This window comes from Vibrio owensii CAIM 1854 = LMG 25443 (assembly GCF_000817815.1).
GTDB classification, from domain to species: Bacteria; Pseudomonadota; Gammaproteobacteria; order Enterobacterales; family Vibrionaceae; genus Vibrio; species Vibrio owensii.
On record NZ_JPRD01000015.1, the window covers coordinates 177,317 to 193,113 of the forward strand.

Consider the following 15,797-nt stretch of genomic DNA (forward strand, 5'->3'; position numbering starts at 1 on the left):
AATGAATAAACGAATTGACGTAAATGTGTTTAACCCGAATGTGAATGATGAATTGACCCTGTCAGATGATCACCTACACGAGCGTACAATAGAGCGTGTAGGTATTGAGTCGAAAAGCTGTCTTGATGTAATGGATACTGATGAAATGCAAAAGTATCTAAAGGCTTTAAGAGCTACAGCAGGAAGCCCAGAAGATCAGGAACTCGAGAAGCGTCAACAAAGATGGTTAGCGAGTAACGCCGCGGCAGGTAAGCAACAACGTCAATTATCGCACCGGGAATTACATAACGCTCTAACAGGAAAACCTAATACCACTCTGAATAGCCAGAGTGGTATTGGGCTATTAGGAGCATTGAAAAAAATAGTCCGCATCGGTGCTAAGAAAAATGACAAACCAGTATCTAAGACAAAAGAAATAGTATTGGCAAAAGAATGGCGTCGAACAGAGATGCCTCTACCTGGGTTGGGTGAAACTATCCGTAAAGTAGAACGAGATAAAATCTACAATTTCGACACTCTTTACCGACAAGTAATATTCAACTTTGCTGATCAGGTTGGTCAACTTCCTGCGTCAGAGTCACATCACCATAATTGGCCGGGTGGTTTACTGAAGCACTCTCTTGAGGTTGCGGACATGTCGTTTCAATTTGCTAAGTCGCAAGATATCGAAGCTATAGGCCTTAACGACATTGAAGCTCAACGTCGAGGTCCTTGGCAATACGCTGCGTTTGTGATTGGTCTTCTACATGATGTTGGTAAGTCAATTACTGATATGAATGTACACGGCATAAAGACTGACGGTTCGACAGTTAGGTGGAACCCTTCACTAACGACCTTAAATCAGTTTTTGAAGGAGCAGGAATGTGAGCGTTACTTCGTAGATATGAATCCTACTACCCGTTATGTAGATGGTTCTGGACGTTTCAAAAGACATGAGGGTATGGCTAGCGTAATGCTGGAGCGAATCCTAACTCCAGAGGCAATTCATTTTATAACGAGTTCACCAGATGCTGGATTCGGTTTGTGGGAACAGATTACGTCAATCTTAAGTGGTAAATCAGGCCATCACTATCTCGAGAGTTCCCTGAAACAAGCAGAACAGCTTTCAGTGTACCGTAGCTTCACTAAGGCACGTAGTACATTCCACCTTAAAGACCGTCGCCGTTCTGTAGCTGAAGTGTATATCGAGCAACTACACCGTATGCGTAAAGAGCAAACTTTCCTTAAGCATGTATTTAACATCGGTGGTTCGATATTCATTCGATACCCTGAAGGTCTTAACATGATCCAACGTGAGTTGCGGGAATCTCCAGTCGAGGGGGCTTTCATGGGTAATTATACTCCTAATGAAATCCTGAAGTTTCTGGAAAGCGCCGCTTACATCAAGCGAGCAAATGAAGACCGTTCAATCGTTAAGATTCTGAAGACTAAGTTCAATACGAACAAAAAGAACTCTCGCACCTATGAGCCAGATGGAGGTTCGTTTACAGCAGTCATGCTGGAGCACCCCACTCTACTGTTTGGTAACGACAAGATCCCAGATGCTATTACTGCGATTGTTTATATATCCGAGCAGAAAGCTATTGAGTTCTTCAGTGAGTCCGAATGCCAGGAATACGTTGAAGACCAAAGCAAGGTATCAGAGAAGAAACACAAATCGCATAAAGGCGATATCGCGGTCATGCTTGATGCTGAGAATAAGTGGAATATCGTATCTCATAATGTCGTAGAACCTGAGGAAGTAGAGGTAAACGGTGAGCGTATCAAGTCTATTGCCGGCAAGTCCCAAGAAGTAGAATTGGATGATGATGGTAAGGTTAAATCAAAAACTGGCGGTAAACCATCTAAGAAGCATTCTGAAGCCAAAGGCAGTAAAGATGCCGAGAATGGTGGTAAAGCGTCTGAGAATGCCAAAGAGAAGGTCAGTGGTGGTAATGCAGAGTCAAATGGTGGTTCAAAACCTTCTAAGGACAATGTCGCTCCATCCAAACCTACTAGCGGAGACCAGGAACAATCAGCTAAGCCTAAACGACGGCTAAGTCGCTTACATCAACAACACGCGCCTAAGGTTACAGCTGAGATGATTGATGAGCCACCTACTGTTCTTAAAGGTTCTGGCGAAATCAAAACACACGTATCGAAGGATACCTTATTCGATAATCCCGGCAAAGAAACTGGTGCCGGTGACGTTCCTTACTCAGAACAACTCATCTCTGCATATGCTGAATGGGCACGTATAAGCGAAAAGAATGCTGAGGCAGTTATTTCGGGAAGAATACCTGTTGTTCTATTCCAGGCTCCCTTCTTTGTGGACAAAGCTAAAGAGTTTGATGCTGACGATTGGGCTTCAAATGGTATGCACGTTGCTCGCAAGAATGACCGAACCGTTGTACTTAAACAGTCATTTATTGATCTTGTAAAAGTACTGCTTGAAAATACTACAGCAAAGCAGGAATCCGCACTTAAGTCTAATGAAGTAGATGCACCAAACTCGACTGTGAACTCAGATATAACCGAGGAAAACCAGGTCGTCACTCTAGAAGAAGATCCGTCTGTTCAGGTTGAGCCATTTAAAAAGTCTCAAATAGAACCTTCTAAAAAGGTAGATAACAAATCTCAAGCCAATTTGGAACCTGAGATGTCATCAACATGTAAAACGGCTTTGCTGGCATGGGGTAAAGATAAACCTGAGAACATGGAAATGCTAAAGTCTGGTCTTATCCCTAATATATTGCTTACCTCAGGCAAACTTAAGGAACTGGGCGTTACCGTTGACCAACTTAAAGCAGAAAAACTGTTCTTAGGTATGAAAGGACGGAAGGTTCAAATTAAAACTGAGCCATTGTTTGATCGAGTAGAAGAACAGGCTTTAGATAACGAACAAAAACCGCTAAACAATGTTAGACCGCAGGATACGCAGTCACAAGTGAGTATCAGTAATGGCTCACCTTCGGCAGAGATTACTGAGAATGACAATGAGCCGCCTAAGTTCGATGATATCCCGCTTGAGGCTTATGGTGATGACTGGCGTGGAGAAGAAGGAGAATATGAAATGCCCCATTATTCAGACGTACCAGATGAGTTTTCGGTTCATTGCATTGATCAGAGCCTAGTACAGAAGGATTCTCCCTCGGAGCAAGGAGTGGACTTCATGGGTGAGGACGGAAACCTTACATTATCTGAGCTGGAAGAAGAAACCGAGTATGTGGATGTGTACGAGTTGACGTCACAATCAACAGTTGCTGTAACAACAGAAACTCTGTCATATCAGATTCAACTGAACAAAGCTGACATCATGTCAATGTTCCAGAGTGAGCAGAAAACAGAAATGGGCGCTTGCACGGTCCTAGTGAAAGGAATTCAGAACGGCGTAGTTATTCCATTTGTCCCTGGGGCAGAGGCTCTTGATGTGAGCTTAGAGGATTTCGTACAAGCTTCAACCGAATTCCTTGAGCACAAAATGAATAGCAACGCCTGTCCTAAGATGAAACCAGAGCAAACTCAGCTGGTGGTTAAGACTCTATGGAGTAAGCTTCAGGTCAACGATATTTGCACTTTAGAAATTAAGCAAGGTGATTAACCTATGAATATGAGAGACATGAACTCTACTGCCGACCTATTCAGGCCAGAGCATGAGTTCTATATTGGATCTGGATATCTTGGAGCAGGTGTCTTTACAGCGATGGCAAGTGGCGCGGTTGTTGGAAGCGCTCCTTTCCTTGTTTCGGCACTATCTATGGCTATGGGCCTAAACTGGATGCGAAAGTCATACCCTCGCATCAAAAGCAAAATGAAGCTGGTAAACAACTACTTTTACTTTGAAGATATCAATAAGATCAGGAAAAAAACGTTAAAACATGTCCTAGATGAAGATCTCGATGAAAAGGAAGTCCCAGTTTTCTTGGGTAAAGCTTTTGAATGGGGAGCAGAACACGCTTCAGATTATTGGCGTATTTCATCAATGTCTACGACAATGAACGAGCTCAACCTTCCTTATGTGTTTAAGCGTAAAGCAAAGAAGGAAACAGAACTACTTGGTGGTAAGCCGTATATTCACGGCATTGGCGAAGAGAAAGAATTCTACGCTATGGCCTCCGCTTTCTATGCCCACACGATCATACTTGGGCTGCCGGGCACAGGTAAGACGACTTTGCTTAACCTACTCTCTACCGGAACGCTTAACCGCGGTAACTTTAATCTGATCATAGACCCCAAACCGGATACTGATTGGGAAAAGCGGATGCGAGAAGAATGCCGTATCATGGGTGTCCCTTTCTACTACTTTTCTACAGCTCACCCTTCAAAGTCAGTTCGAATCGATGTGTTGCGTGATTACGAAAAGATTACGGATATTCCTTCTCGAATTCTCGATGTTAATGGCGGCGATCCAAATGACCCATTCGTACAGTTTACATGGGGGGCTATCAACCAGGTCGTGCAGGCAATGCACTATGTAGCAATTCCGGCTCAGTTAATTAACGTAAGCCAATACTTACGTTTCCGAGAAGTAGAGCTTGCACAGAAGGTTCTAGATAAGTTTTTTGCTCATCACTTCGGTAGTGAAGACCTGTACCAATTAGAACGTAACAAGATGAAGTCCCCTATTCAGGGTGACGAGAACGGGAGTCTTGCTGCGCTAATTGAATACTACAAAGATCCTAACAAAATTGCTGACGAACAGCGTGTTAAAGCTGTTGAAGGTATCGTGTCCTTCGTAACACATGATAAAGGTCACCGAAGCAAGATGTTGGCATCAACAGAACCATTGTTCGACCAATTAACAGCTTCACCTCTTGATGTATTGTTGTCTCCAAATACTAAGAGTCTACTGAGTGACGAAGAAAATACCGCTCACACAGTAAATCTGCAGGAAATGCTTGAATCTGGTGGTTGTCTGTATATCGCGCTTAACTCAATGGCCGACTCACAGATTGCCGGTGCTATCGCTAAGCTGATCATCTCGGCTGTCGCTGCAGCAGCGTCACGACGCTACTCGAATGAGGAAGGTGAAGGTCGTCGAGTTAGTTTATTCGTAGATGAGGCTCACGCTGCGCTCAATGAGAAGCTGATTGACATTTTAGCAGTCGGTAGGGGTGCAAAATTTGAGGTATATTTGAGTACCCAAACCGTAAATGACCTTATTGCGAAAGCTGATCAGGCTACAGCAGACAGGATACTAGGTCTGGCCTCTAACATGTTTGCTCTTAGGGTGTCAGATAAGGTTACCAAGGAGTATATTGCATCGAACTTTGGTACCGTAGATGTAACGAAAATAACGTATGCGCTGCAGGATAGAGCTGGCACCACCGATGACATGATGGGGGACGCTGCCAACGGTAGAACGGAGACTATCGATAAAGTCGAAAAAGACATGTTCCCAGCAGAAGCGCAAGGTGATATGCCAAACTTGCAATATATCGCCAGACTCCAGAACGGCCAAAAGATCAAGGGGCGCGTACCTATTTTGGTAGACGGTAAGCCAGAGAAGAACCGTAATAAATATGCCAAAAAAGCAGCTCGTATGATGAAAAGAGCAAACAAGATAAGAAAGGCGGCTTAAATGTTAGATTGGAGCAAACAAAGGGACCAGACCCACACCCTAAAACATCGGGCAGTACTAACTCTTGTTTTGGTGGCTGTTTTATATGTGGTTTTCTTCATGAAATTGGACCGTTACGCAGTAACGTTGAATACTGAGATAGCTGACACTGTTGAATTCGTTGGAGAACAAGACGGCAATAAAATAGTTAAGCGCTCCCAGTTATATTACCAACTCGCACAGAAATATATTCCGGAGAAAACCGTAGAAAGCCACTCTTATGTGGAAGAGAAAACCTCAAAATGGAAACAAATCAGATGGGCATCGGCCAAGCTTTCTGATCTAGGGGATAAGCTTGAGCTGTTACTTTACCAATGCCTATTTAGATGGTCATTAATGCAGTATTGGGCTCTTACTCTTGCCCCAATAGTCGCGGCGATGGTTTTTGAGGGTTATAAAGTTCGAGAAATCAAAATGTACGAGTTTGGTATGAGCTCGGGTAAGCGTCAGGTGATCTGGTTAAAATCATTCGCGTTTCTACTGTTTATGGTTAACGTTTATATGTTTCTACCATACTCGTCGAATTTCGGTCCTTATTATCCGCCTGCGGCAGTTTTATTAAGCGGATTTGCGTTGAAGCAAATTACGTCTCATATTACGAAAGCATTCTAGATAACAAGGAATAACCCTGATCTAAAGAACGGAACAGAAAATTTGCGTTCTGATCTAAAAAAGAGTTGTTTATTACGACGCATTTTTTATAATGATCTGGAACGCATACTCAAACCCTTGATCCAAGACCTAAACACACCATAGTTAGGTCTCGGTCAGACCTAAATTATCTTTGTAATGACCTATGGCTCCAATGCCTAAATCAGAACGCAAGTTAATCTAGGTTCGGGTATGCAAAATCACGCCGCAAAGATACCGCAACGGTATTGGCGTTTAAAACGATTTCTAAACACGAATAGATATTGGAACAGCACACAGACTTTACTCATTTTGCGTTAACAGTGTAATGCTTGCGTTGTGCCACTCTCTTGCGTTGTGAAGAATGGAATATCTCAAAAATCAAACTGTAAATGAAAGGAGCCAAGAAATGGCAACGTTTTTCGAAAACAACTTCAACATGACTAAAGAGCAAGTGCGCACAATGATCCTCATGCTTGTCGCAACAGTTGCTATCTTCGCTGTTCGCATGGCATTTGCATCATCTGGTGGTTCAGACCTTGATGACTCTCTATCTGACATCTGGGATGAACTACAAGCACTTGCTACTGGTAACGCTGGCCGCATCTTGATGATCTGTATGATTCTAGGTGGTATCTACTTTGGTCTCGTAAACGTAAACGGTATTGCATTTGTAATGTGTGTCGTGAGTCTACTGGTTCTAGCAAACGTTTCTGACATCATCGACGGTTCATTAACTGCATCTTACGACCTTCTACCTGCAGTGATGGCGAAGCTACCAGCTGTTCCAGCTCCAGGGCTTTAATGTCTATTTTGATTTAATGCAGTAACCCAGGGTGTACAACCGACAAGATTGTGTGATCTGAAAGTTGTACACCTTACTTTTTAGTTAGGAATCATGAATTATGTCGCAACCTCCAACACAGCAGTACACACTGCAAGCAAATCAGAACATCGTTCCTTACCGAGTCAATGAACCCCAAATGGTAGGCCCTCTTAACCTCAAAGAGATAGCACCCTTAGTGTTGTTCGGTCTAATAGGAACCGCCATCGGCCAGACTAACTATTCGGTACTAGTTGGAGGCGCAATCACCATAGTCAACATGAAGTTGAGCAAGAATTTTCCACCCGGGTATCTCTATCACTACTTGTGGTACCAGGGTTTTATACCAGCCAAAGTCACCAAATATTTTCCTGACCCCATTAAACGCAGATTTTATCAGTAACTAGGAACCGTTATGAGCGATAAAAAATCACTATTAGACATTCCAGCATTAAGAAAAAAAATTTTCTCACAATCGAAGGTTCTTAAGACTTACAACAAAACGATCAGCATGGGCGGTCACATGGGTATTGCCGTAGTAGTTATGGCAGTCGCAAATATCTGGCTTGTTAGTCTGGTAGCCAAAAAAGAAGTAACCTCGATTGTTACGCCGCCAACATTTACAGAACAAATATCAATGCGTGGCAATCAGGTAAGTGAATCATACCAATCGATGTGGGCAATGTTTGTTGCTGAGATGATCGGTAATATTTCCCCTTCCCGCATGGATATCGTGCTTCAAACAATGCAGCGCATGATCCCAGCCAAGAACTGGGATGAAGTAAAGGAGCAAATGACAGCTCAGCTAGCTCGCTTGAAAATTCGAAAAGTCGAAGAAAAGTTCTCTGTTAAAGATGTAGCAATCGACCCAGTAACCAAAGTTGTTTGGGTAACTGGTGAGAAAGAAACAACATCTATCCGTACTGGCCGATCGGTTTCAGAAATGTGGACATTTGAAGTTCGTATAGACACTAACGGCGTTGGTTCACCTGTTATTACTCACCTTAAACAGTATGCAGGCGCACCTCAGAAAAAACGTCGTGCCAAAGAACTCCAGAAAGAATTACCAGTAGCAGAGCAATCAACAGAACAAGCTACGCAAGGATAAGGTGAATAATAATGAAATCGTTTAAGTTAAGCATAGTCGCTTTTGCTCTTTCAGCTGTAACCGCAAATGTGGCTCTAGCTGAACAAAATTATCTTCCTTCTCAGTTCAGTGAGTCCTTGCAGCAAGGTCAAGATGCAAAGCGAAAACTAACTGCGGCTGAAAAGAAAGCGTTGGATGATGAAATCTTAAAAGCTACAGCAAGCAACCTACCCCTTGCCAACAAAGCAATCATGGACGGGCAAATGCCTTCTGTTGATCAACAAGGTCGTTTGCAAGCCATGCAAGGCACGGTTAATGGTCAAGGGCATCAAACAAGCTCACAGAAAACTGTTACACAAAAAGGCAATTCTTTGATCGCTCAAGCGGACAGTCAGGGTAATACTCTGAATGCTTATCCGCAGTACTCTGCGCCACAACAATCATATCAACAGCCTATTATCAGCGCTGAACAGCAAGCAAGCAACGCAGTAGTAGATAAGGCGTTAGAAATATTCAAGCCAAAGGTTGAGTTGATGGCGGCACCGGGTGAACCAGTTACAATTGCTGTTGGTGTTGCTCAGTCAAACCGTATTGGCTTCAATTTTAATAAACTCGAAGTTGTTACCTCAGATATGAGGACGCCTATCCTTAAGGATGGCGGATACATGTATATCACTCCTTCTGTTGCCGGCGAACCAATTGGTTTGCTGGTGGGCGAAGAAGGTATGCCTGAAACCATGGTTAACGTCCTACTTCTTCCTGCTAACGTACCACAGGTAATCGCTCAAGTTGATGTGCTTCTGACTAAAGAAATGAAGCAGAAACGCTCAAGAATCATTGCTGATGCAAAAGCTAAAGAAGCCAAAGCAGCCGCAGAGTTAGCAGAGATTGAAGAACAACTAGAACAAGGCGAAAGTAAGCTTCGTACCAATACAGATCCATACTCAGACCGAATTATCGATCTCTTAACTATAGTTGCGAAAGAAGATATCCCTCAGGGTTTCTCACTGAGGCTTCAAAATCAAGTTCCAGAGAAAGACCTATACCCATGTGATAGTACGAAACTGGTAATGTACCATCAGACTGTACAGCAGCTTGAGTCTAGTAAAGAAATTATCGATATCGTCAAGGTTACAAATGATCTAAACGGAGTGCGCTCTGTTGAAGACGACTACTGCATCTCTCCAGGAGTGCTGGCCGCAGCAACTTTCCGTCGTTCGCATCTTCAACCAGGTCAAAGCACTGAGATTTATGTACTACGAGACAAGCTCTACAGTAAAAAGCATCTGAAAGCAATTACTCGTAAACGTCCATCCGTGACTAACTAAGTGGTGGCTTAAATGAAAGTAACTCTAACGCAAAAAGCAAAAGAAGCCGCTGCCAGACTTCTGAAAAAAAGTGCAGAACGTGACTACGATGAAAACTCCTTCTGGGCTGATGAAAAGAAGCGCAAGTTCGTAATCTTCGGTATCGTGGCCGCTCTTATAGTTATCGCCTCTTCTTTAATGCCAGAACAGCATGTACGTGCAAAACGTGGCAAAAACGAATACCAGCTTGTTACCGATGATATTTCAGGTGAGTCAAACAAACCAACAACTGTATTCAGCGAAGGTGGTGCTGACAAGCTAGATGAAATTGCATCTGCTGATCTGTTGAAGGTAATGGAGACAGAAATGCAGGCTCGAGAAGAGCAAGTTCAAGATGAGCGCGATGATCTGGCTAAAGAAAAGCAAGCAATCTACGATGAGCTCGATGAAGCTGAAATGAAAATGCAACAGCAAAAACGTGACTCGGAAGCTAAGCATAAGAATGCTCTGAACCAGCTTAAGGATGAAAACAAACAGAACATTCAAAACGTTGTAAATGCTCTTATGAATGGCGAAGACATTAGCAAGTTAGCTCCGGGAGTGAAATTGCCTGAGAATGCAAATCCCTACGTAGCTAATCAAGGTGGCTTTAATAGAGGTAACTCCGCTCAGAACCTAGCGCCTAATACTGTTGTAGGTCCTCGCAACTCATCAGCAGCACAATCAAACTACAGTGCACCAACAATGACTCGTGGGATTCCGCAATCAGGTATCCGCGTTGTTAACAGCGGTAGTAGTATGCGTGTTGCTACTGGTCAGATGCTTGATAAAGCTAATGGTCCGGTAAGCGCTAATGGCGAAAAGAGCAAGTCACTGACTATCTTTGAACAGCTTGCAGAAGCTAAGGCCCAACTTCGCAGTAAACAAAATGAAATGCGTATCGCTGCTGAAAGTCGTGCAGAAGTGATTAAACAGGAAAAGATTCGCAAATCAAATCTAGTTCCACTAACGGCAGGTTCAATTATTTCGGGAACTTTGATGAACGGTTCTTATGTTCCAACTGGTTCTAACGCAAGTAACGATCCAATGCCTGGTATCTTCCGCATCAAACGAGAAGCTCTAATGCCAAACTTCAACGTATCTGAAGAAGTTAAAGAATGTGTCATCGTTGCATCAGCCAAGCCGATTATTGAATCAACTCGAGTTGACTACCGTGCTTCTACCATTACATGCATCCGCGATGACGGAACAGCAACTGAAGATTCAATCAAAGCGGTAGCTACTGGTCGTGATGGTTCAACTGGAGTTCCGGCTACTTTGATCTCTCGCAATGGTGAGATGCTAGCGAAAACAGCAATGGCTGGCTTCCTACAAGGTCTGACGGACATATTTAGCCAAACATCACTAGAAGTGAATAGTGAGGACGGTGTTTACGCTATCTCAGGTAAACAAATGACTCAACTTACCGGTTCAGCAGCTTTAGGTGGTGCGGGTACCGCCATGGAACGACTAGCTGACTACTACATGGAGCTTGCAGATAAAATGCAACCTACTTTGAAGGTTTCACCTGGTGTCGAAGTGGACTTTATTGTGACATCTCTAAGTGTACTTGACTTCAATGAAGACACTGGTACAGCACAGCAACCAACAGCTGTGAACGGAAATGCAACTAACGTAGCAACTCAAACTGTAGGGATTCGTCGCTAATGACCGATAAAAAAGAACCTATGCAAGAGCAAACAAAGGCTCCTGCAGAAAAGCAAGGTAAAGGTCTGGTAACAGGCCTTATGGACAACATCGCCCCTATCCTTTGCGTGCTGCTTATTCTTTTTGCTGTGTACCAGCAAAAACAGATAACTGGTCTTCAGGATGCCGTTTCTTCTTTAATGACAAAAGAGGTGGATACGACTCCCAAAATCGCAGTCATCAGCTTCGATGATACAGTTGAAAGTTGGGCGAAGATTGATCCATCTGGCAATCTTGGTCGAAGAGCGATCAGCAAAACAGTTGAGCTATATAACGGCAAGGGCTACTTAATCCTTGATGCTGATGCAATCATCGGTGATGTTGGTTTCGCTGAGTTCATAAACGTTACACCTGAAGCTATTAAAGCTAAACGAGGTGACATCAATGAATAGAATCAATACTGCTTTAACTGCGTTGGCTTTGGCCGCGTCGGTTTCCGGTAATGCTCTAGCAAATGACCCTCTATCCGAATCCGTAGCAAATAGTCGAGAGCAGAAGTTAACCGATTTCTTTAGTATCACTGCAAACGCAGATTGGACGGCAAAGCTACCAGAAACAGGCGGAATGGTTTTAACAAAGCTTAAAAATGGTAACTACGTCGCTATGGGTTCGAATATGCGTTACGCATTCGAAGTTAAACGCGTTGTAAATATCATGAATGGTGAAGAAGTCCTTGATCTTAAGACTGCAAATGATTTGTGGTTAGTGTATCCAGAGCAAGTTCAGAAGATGCCATTACCAATGTTCCGTTATGGTCCTGACAAGCCTAAAGCAGATATAACGATCATGGCACCCGTACAAGATGACAAAGCGTCAAAGTCTACGGTTGAATTTGTCAAAGAACACATGGATAAATTCACAATCGATGTAATCCTGATGGCAACGACAAATAAGGTAGCCGGCAACTCGGTTGCCCACCTTATGTGCGCGATGGACCGTAAGTTAGCAAAAGAACGGTACCTTGATATGAAATTCCCTATCAAGGAAGACGCATCAACGCATTTAGAGCAGAACCCGCAGTGCAACGTAAATGACATTATCTCAACGTTCACTCTACAGCGAATGTACAACGTTAAATCATACCCGTTTACATATAACAGTCATGGGGCGACAGTCGCCGGCCTTCCTGAAAATCTTGAACAATTCCTGGATTTCAAACCAGAGAACCTAGCGTCCATCCAAGGGCTAGATTGGAGTAAAAAATAATGAAACTACTTAAATTAGCAGCAATTATCGGTTCCCTATCACTCTTGGGTGGGTGTTCAGCATTTAACGTCGGTGAAGAGCCGCCAGAATGTGGCGTTGGTGCAACCGGCATCGATTGTGTTAGTGCCCGTGAAGTGTGGGCTGCAACTGATACATACAGCAATCTTGAAGGTATGACTGCCGCACAAGTTCGTGATGAAGCAGCACGTAATGACCCTAACTCAGCTAGCTATAGTGCTGGTCATACTGCAGTAAAAGATGATTGTGATGACGATGAGTGTAAAACGACTAAAGTCAAATCTGACCCATGGGAGCATAACACCGCAGCTAACAAACCTCTTTCTACAAAGGATCGCTCAGCTGCTTACGGACGATACCAGGAAGAGCGCCTACACCTGCCATCAGCTGATCCGTTAGCTGTACGCTCAACACCTGACATTCTTCGTATCACCATCGCCCCTTACCAAAATGAAAATGATGTACTGGTTATGCCAGTTCAATATTTTGCAGAAGTTGAGAAACGTAAGTGGATCATTGGCGATAAAGCATCAACTGGCATTGGCACAAGAACACCTACAGCAGTTCGAGCATTGTCACGTAGTGCAACCATGGCTTCTCAATCAACACCATCTAATACTGGCGGTATGGGAGTGAGCACGCGTCAACCTGCGCAAGAGTTTAACTTCGAAGGTGTTGTACCACCTGAAGCGATGGAAGCTGCAGCGAAGGCTGTTGGAAACTCATCGCAATTCAACCAATAAGGTAAGCAATCTATGAACAACACATTCAATGCAAACCTTTGGGGTGATAACCTCCCCTATTTGGAGTACATCGATGAGCTTGGTGGTTTCATCATGGATGGCGGTGGTCTCATGAGTACTTTTGTCTGCCAACCACTAAATGGTGTTAACCAAGAAGTACAGAGTGCTCTAGAAGACCTTTTTAAAACAGACTTTCCAGCAGATATGTTTCTTCAAATCTCAATGTTTGCGTCTCCAGATATCCAATGGATGCTCGATCGCTACGAAGGGAACCGAGGCAAACGAAACGAAAACCATGAAATCTCTGATCTACTTGATAACGTAGCAAAAGCAAACTACGGCTTCCTTAAAGAGAAAACTATTCACCCGCTTTCAGAGCGTGGGGAAGTTCTTGTCCGTGATATGGAAGTGTGGGTAACTATTTCCTATCCTACCCGTGAATTGCGTCCTAGCGTTGAAGAGTTAGAGACGTTCATGCGTAAACGTCAAGCTCTTGAAGGTGTGTTGGAGTCAATACATCTTCAGCCACAGCGCATGAATGCCGAAATGTTCCTTCATAGAATGAAAGTTGTGCATAACTGGAATGAAGATTCAGGTTGGCGACAGAATCCAGGGTTCTTTGATGCTTCTAAAATGATTCGTGACCAAATTCTAGATGTTGGCGGTGAGATCAAAACATGGTCTGATGGTATTGAACTTGGAAACACCGAAGATCAGTCTCGAGAGAAGAACGGAAAGTTTGTCAAAGTACTTTCTGTAAACCAGTACCCACGCATTATGACTTTTGGTCAATTGTACTCATTGGTTGTTGACTGGCAAAAAGGTCAGTCAGGTATCCGATGTCCATTCTTGATCACCTTAAACATTCACTACCCTAACCAGGTGGCTGCAAAAGATAAGTTTACTCGTAAGCGTACATATACGTCCCACATGGCAAGTACACCGTTTGCAAAGTGGGTAGACCGTCTATCATGGCAAAAAGAAGACTATGATCTTTTCAATACTGCTATTGATAAGGATTGTGCTCAGTTTACTAATGCCTACCTGCAGGTGATTCTGTTCACCAAAGACCGCCGCGATGGTCAGCGTGTCACACAAATGGTGCAATCTCATGGCGCGAAGGTTGGCTGGACGCTAGCCGAAGATAGTTTCTTTTGTTTGCCGATGTTCAAAGCTGCTCTGCCCGGTGGACAATCTCTTGATCTGATGAGTAGCCTAAAACGATACACAAGCTTCCCTTCGAACGTATTAAAGCATCTCTGCCCTATTGTATCAGCTTGGAAAGGTAATGGTTTCCATAAACCAGTATACCCTATGATTACACGCGAGGGTCAGCTGTTCATGTGGGACCCATTCACATCTGATGGTAACTATAATATTGCAGTTGCTGCAGCTTCCGGTTCAGGTAAATCGTTCTGGGTAAATGGTTTATTCACCAATATACTCTCGTCGGGTTCCGAACTTGGTGGAAAACTATTCTATAAAGACTCTGATATAGAGCCGTTAGATAGTCAGCGAGTGTTTGATGGCGGTCGTGTATTCATCATTGACGTTGGCCGTTCATACGAAAAAATTGTTGAGATGGCTGGTGGGCGTTTTGTTGTGTTTGATGATGACTTCAAGTACAGCTTAAACCCATTCAAAGCAATTCACGACTTTGATGGTAAAGATGGTCAGGCTGATATGCTTATTTCGCTGATCTCATACATGGCAGCGCCTGAGTCGGAATTAGACCAGTTCCGTAGTTCGGCCCTTGCCAACATTGTAACCGATGAATGGCGAGAAAATGAAAATGCAGGTACCATCGATAATGTCCGCGATCGTTGTCTTGCTCATGAAGATACCCGTATCAATGATATCGGTGTACAGCTTGAACGATGGTGTAAAGGTGGTATGTATGGATCTTACTTTAGTGATGAATTGCCACCTCTAGACTTCTCTGGTCACTTTGTCGTATTCGAGCTTGAAGAACTGAAAGCTAAGAAGATTCTACAGCGTGCTGTGCTGCTTCAGTGTATCTCTTCAATTCAGCATGAGATGTTCTTAACCGGTAAAGACAAGCGCAAAATATTTGGACTTGATGAAGCGTGGGAGTTTTTATCGGATGATGACGGTGGTTCGCAGCATATTCGCGCATTCCTTGAGGCAGGATGGCGTCGATTCAGGAAATATAATGCGTGCGGCATTGCGATTTCACAAAGCATTAACGATTACTACAACTCTCGAGTTGGTACCGCAATCATAGCGAACTCGCAATGGAAAGTACTATTGCGCCAAGAACCTGAGCAGGTGGATCAAGCACAGGCCGCAGGTCAGTTCTCCGGTAATGACCAAGACTTCCAATTGCTTAAGAGTCTTCATACCCGTAAAGGCGAATACTCGGAGATTTATATCCGAGGATCTTCTGGTGCAGAGGTTGTTCGCTTGTATGTACCACGTTACATGCAGCTAATGTTTACGACTGATCCGGAAGAGCTGAAGGTAATAGAGAAATACCGTAAAGCGGGCATGAGTATTCGTGAAGCTATTGATTTTATGATCAAAGATGAAAATCGCGGCAAATCGGGATTGAATGAAAGCAAGCGTGTTCATTCTGAGCGCGACATCTTAGATAGCATTGTTTAATCTCAACGGCCAT

The 15,797-nt window shown here is 43.6% G+C and carries 12 protein-coding genes; all 12 read left to right on the top strand.

What is annotated here, in order from left to right:
- Position 1 precedes the first annotated feature (1 nt).
- Positions 2 to 3,580 carry a TraI domain-containing protein gene (locus H735_RS09490; protein WP_020194395.1) on the top strand — a complete coding sequence of 1,193 codons (3,579 nt, stop codon included), beginning with the start codon at positions 2 to 4 and terminating at the stop codon, positions 3,578 to 3,580.
- Positions 3,581 to 3,583: 3 nt separating this feature from the next.
- On the top strand, positions 3,584 to 5,560 hold the full coding sequence (traD, locus tag H735_RS09495) for a conjugative transfer system coupling protein TraD (RefSeq protein WP_020194396.1): 1,977 nt from the start codon (positions 3,584 to 3,586) through the stop codon (positions 5,558 to 5,560).
- Positions 5,561 to 6,211 (top strand): IncC plasmid conjugative DNA transfer DtrJ family protein, encoded by a 651-nt coding sequence (locus H735_RS09500; protein WP_020194397.1) that lies wholly within the window; start codon positions 5,561 to 5,563, stop codon positions 6,209 to 6,211.
- Positions 6,212 to 6,638: 427 nt separating this feature from the next.
- Entirely contained in the window at positions 6,639 to 7,034 is a 396-nt protein-coding gene (locus tag H735_RS09505) for a hypothetical protein (protein WP_020194398.1), read from the top strand.
- Positions 7,035 to 7,134: 100 nt separating this feature from the next.
- Positions 7,135 to 7,455, top strand: a complete 321-nt coding sequence (locus H735_RS32085) for a type IV conjugative transfer system protein TraL (RefSeq protein ID WP_020194399.1) — start codon at positions 7,135 to 7,137, stop codon at positions 7,453 to 7,455.
- Positions 7,456 to 7,467: 12 nt separating this feature from the next.
- On the top strand, positions 7,468 to 8,160 hold the full coding sequence (locus H735_RS09515) for a TraE/TraK family type IV conjugative transfer system protein (RefSeq protein ID WP_020194400.1): 693 nt from the start codon (positions 7,468 to 7,470) through the stop codon (positions 8,158 to 8,160).
- An 11-nt stretch (positions 8,161 to 8,171) separates the two neighbouring features.
- Positions 8,172 to 9,467: a hypothetical protein gene (locus H735_RS09520; protein ID WP_020194401.1), complete on the top strand. Its 1,296-nt coding sequence runs from the start codon at positions 8,172 to 8,174 to the stop codon at positions 9,465 to 9,467.
- A 12-nt stretch (positions 9,468 to 9,479) separates the two neighbouring features.
- Positions 9,480 to 11,153: a TraB/TrbI/VirB10 family type IV secretion system protein gene (locus H735_RS29635; RefSeq protein WP_020194402.1), complete on the top strand. Its 1,674-nt coding sequence runs from the start codon at positions 9,480 to 9,482 to the stop codon at positions 11,151 to 11,153.
- Positions 11,153 to 11,584 (top strand): hypothetical protein, encoded by a 432-nt coding sequence (locus H735_RS09530; RefSeq protein WP_020194403.1) that lies wholly within the window; start codon positions 11,153 to 11,155, stop codon positions 11,582 to 11,584. Before H735_RS29635 ends, H735_RS09530 begins: the two co-directional genes overlap by 1 nt.
- Complete coding sequence (locus H735_RS09535) at positions 11,577 to 12,398, top strand: thioredoxin domain-containing protein (RefSeq protein ID WP_020194404.1); 822 nt, start codon at positions 11,577 to 11,579, stop codon at positions 12,396 to 12,398. Before H735_RS09530 ends, H735_RS09535 begins: the two co-directional genes overlap by 8 nt.
- Positions 12,398 to 13,159 carry a TraV family lipoprotein gene (locus H735_RS09540; protein WP_020194405.1) on the top strand — a complete coding sequence of 254 codons (762 nt, stop codon included), beginning with the start codon at positions 12,398 to 12,400 and terminating at the stop codon, positions 13,157 to 13,159. Before H735_RS09535 ends, H735_RS09540 begins: the two co-directional genes overlap by 1 nt.
- Before the next feature lie 12 nt (positions 13,160 to 13,171).
- A complete protein-coding gene (locus H735_RS09545) occupies positions 13,172 to 15,784 on the top strand; it encodes a TraC family protein (protein WP_020194406.1) in 2,613 nt (870 codons plus the stop codon).
- The last annotated feature ends 13 nt before the right edge of the window (positions 15,785 to 15,797 follow it).

Excerpts from the sequence above, each read along its gene's own strand:
- traD (WP_020194396.1), top strand. The coding sequence starts at position 3,584 with ATGAATATGAGAGACATGAACTCTACTGCCGACCTATTCAGGCCAGAG.
- H735_RS09530 (WP_020194403.1), top strand. The coding sequence starts at position 11,153 with ATGACCGATAAAAAAGAACCTATGCAAGAGCAAACAAAGGCTCCTGCA.
- H735_RS09535 (WP_020194404.1), top strand. The coding sequence starts at position 11,577 with ATGAATAGAATCAATACTGCTTTAACTGCGTTGGCTTTGGCCGCGTCG.
- H735_RS09500 (WP_020194397.1), top strand. The coding sequence starts at position 5,561 with ATGTTAGATTGGAGCAAACAAAGGGACCAGACCCACACCCTAAAACAT.
- H735_RS09515 (WP_020194400.1), top strand. The coding sequence starts at position 7,468 with ATGAGCGATAAAAAATCACTATTAGACATTCCAGCATTAAGAAAAAAA.
- H735_RS09505 (WP_020194398.1), top strand. The coding sequence starts at position 6,639 with ATGGCAACGTTTTTCGAAAACAACTTCAACATGACTAAAGAGCAAGTG.
- H735_RS29635 (WP_020194402.1), top strand. The coding sequence starts at position 9,480 with ATGAAAGTAACTCTAACGCAAAAAGCAAAAGAAGCCGCTGCCAGACTT.
- H735_RS32085 (WP_020194399.1), top strand. The coding sequence starts at position 7,135 with ATGTCGCAACCTCCAACACAGCAGTACACACTGCAAGCAAATCAGAAC.
- H735_RS09520 (WP_020194401.1), top strand. The coding sequence starts at position 8,172 with ATGAAATCGTTTAAGTTAAGCATAGTCGCTTTTGCTCTTTCAGCTGTA.
- H735_RS09540 (WP_020194405.1), top strand. The coding sequence starts at position 12,398 with ATGAAACTACTTAAATTAGCAGCAATTATCGGTTCCCTATCACTCTTG.
- H735_RS09545 (WP_020194406.1), top strand. The coding sequence starts at position 13,172 with ATGAACAACACATTCAATGCAAACCTTTGGGGTGATAACCTCCCCTAT.
- H735_RS09490 (WP_020194395.1), top strand. The coding sequence starts at position 2 with ATGAATAAACGAATTGACGTAAATGTGTTTAACCCGAATGTGAATGAT.